We start from the raw sequence: 2,268 nt of genomic DNA on the forward strand, positions 1-2,268 counted from the left end.
GCGTGGGGCTGGCGGCGCGCGTCCGCAAGGGCGAGCTGACGGCGAAGGAATTGGCCCGCCAGGCCGCCGCCGGCGTCGCCAAGGTCAATCCGGCACTGTCGGGTGTGGTCGAGCTGTTCGATGACGTGATCGCCGACCCGGCCAAGGACGGCGCCAATCTCGCCGGCCCKTTCGCCGGCCTGCCCTTCCTGATGAAGGACCTCGGCCCGACCATGAAGGGCCGGCTCCAGGAGATGGGCTCGCTGTTGATGCGCGGCAATCGCGCCGCCGCCGACACCTTCCTGACCGGCAAGTTTCGCCAGGCCGGACTGAACCTGATCGGACGGACGACGACGCCGGAATTCGGCGTGTGCAGCTCGGCCGACAATCCGGCCGTCTATGTCACGCGCAATCCCTGGAACACCGACTACACCACCTGCGGCTCGTCGGCCGGCAGTGCCGCGATGGTCGCGGCCGGCGTGGTGCCGATCGCGCATGCGACCGACGGTGGCGGCTCGATCCGCATTCCCGCCGGCGTCAACGGCAATATCGGCCTGAAGGTCTCGCGCGGCGTGTTCTCGCTGGCGCCGCACATGTCCGACCTCACCGGCCTCGTCTCGATCCAGGGCTGCCAGTCGCGCAGCGTGCGCGACACCGCGGCCTTCGTCGACCACGCAAGGGGACCGGCGCCCGGCGAGTTCATGCCGTTCTGGACCACGGCGCAGCCCTATTCCGAGATGATCAAGCGCGATCCCGGCAAGCTCCGGATCGCGCTGTCGCACACCTGGGGCGACTACACCGCGACGCCGCAGATCGCGGCCGAGCTGGAGAAGACCGGCCGCTTCCTCGAGGGCCTCGGCCATCACGTCGACTACGCCCTGCCCGAGCTCGATTTCCGCGCCGCATTCGAGGCGCAGACCACCTGCTACATCAGCAACTTTGCCGTCGTGATCTCCAACATGCTGGCCGCGCGCGGGCTGGAAATGCCGCCGGAAGATCTCATCGAGCCCATGAACATCCGGATCTGGGAAGCCGGCCGCCACACGAGCTTCGCCGAGCGCGCCAAGATGCAGGGCGCGTTCAACACCACATCGCGCGGCTTCGGCGCCTTCTTCGAGCAGTGGGACGTCATCCTGACGCCGATCACCGCGCTGCCGACGCCGAAGGTCGGCACGACAGAGTATCTTACCATCTCCGACAATCCGGATGTGCTCGACTGGTTCGGCAATCTCTSGCGCTTCTTCGCCTTCACGCCGCTCGCCAATCTCTGCGGCATGCCGGCGATCTCGATGCCGATGGCAAGCCAGGATCACGGCCTGCCGCTCGGCATCCAGGCGATCGGGAAACAGGCCAGCGACGGCCTGCTGCTGCAACTCGCCGCCCAGATCGAGCGCGCGCTCGACGGCAGGTGGAACGACGGCAAGAAGCCGAAGGTGCATGTGAGTTGAGAAACTGCGATCGCGGCGACATGCGACCGCGATGCCGCATCAGTTCTTCACCGCCGGAATCTCCTCATTCGGCTGCTGCTGCCCCTGCCGGTACATCGCGAGCGCCTTGTCGAGCGCTTCGCGCAAGGCCAATGCCGCGGCCACGCTGCAGCGCAGATGCGCGGTCTGGATCACGTCGACCCTGACGGCGGCACCGACCGGCATGAGCAGGTTCGCGGCGAGCTCGATCTGGATCGCGCCGTTGTGATGGCCGAAGCAGGAGGCGCCGTCGAAATAGATGATCGGTGCCCGTTCCGAGCTGGAGCTCGAAATGGTCACGGGCCCCTGATTGGTGGCGGGTGTTTCGGGGTCGGCCATGGGCACTCCTTGGGGCTAGTCGACGGACGAAGCGCCCACCATCGTTGCTTCGGCACGCCGTGTCGAGGCCAAACCGGCCCAGGCAGGACTGCCTGATGAAGTCCTTTCGGGGTTTTGCGCGGCGCCCGACACTGGTCTAGAACGTCGTCATGTCCACTTCACCGACCACGCTTCCGTTCGAGGAGCTCGCCGAGGCCATCCAGGGCCGCCGCTCCGACTACGGCCACATCAGCGGGCTGCGGCTCGACCGGTTCGCGCCGGGCGAGGCGTGGTCGAGCCTGCCCTACCGTCCCGTCTTCGTCGGCGACACCGAGACCGGCGTGCTGCATGGCGGCGTCGTCACCGCGATGCTCGACGAGAGCTGCGGCATGGCCGTTCAACTCGCGCTCGACGGCACGCGCGCGATCGCGACCCTCGATCTGCGCATCGACTACCAGAAGCCGGCGACGCCGGGCCTCGACATCAAGGCGCATTCGGTGTGCTA

General features: G+C 67.4%; 3 protein-coding genes. 2 read left to right on the top strand and 1 reads right to left on the bottom strand.

From position 1 onward, the window contains the following. Positions 1–2: 2 nt before the first annotated feature. A complete protein-coding gene (locus ACXJL8_RS39215; RefSeq protein WP_456686831.1) occupies positions 3–1,427 on the top strand; it encodes an amidase in 1,425 nt (474 codons plus the stop codon). 39 nt (positions 1,428–1,466) lie between these two features. On the opposite strand, the gene ACXJL8_RS39220 is transcribed toward ACXJL8_RS39215, so the two are convergent. After that, the gene (locus ACXJL8_RS39220) at positions 1,467–1,784 is read right to left on the bottom strand and encodes a hypothetical protein (protein ID WP_456622614.1); all 318 of its coding nucleotides are present in this window, start codon (positions 1,782–1,784) and stop codon (positions 1,467–1,469) included. Between the two features lie 149 nt (positions 1,785–1,933). Between ACXJL8_RS39220 and ACXJL8_RS39225 the strand changes: the two genes are divergently transcribed. Continuing rightward, the coding region (locus ACXJL8_RS39225) for a PaaI family thioesterase (RefSeq protein ID WP_456686832.1) at positions 1,934–2,268 on the top strand (335 nt) is incomplete at its 3' end.

This window comes from Bradyrhizobium sp. P5_C11_2, from assembly GCF_054049755.1.

Bases quoted from the DNA above. Each gene is read 5' to 3' on its own strand.
- ACXJL8_RS39220 (WP_456622614.1), bottom strand. From the start codon at position 1,784: ATGGCCGACCCCGAAACACCCGCCACCAATCAGGGGCCCGTGACCATT.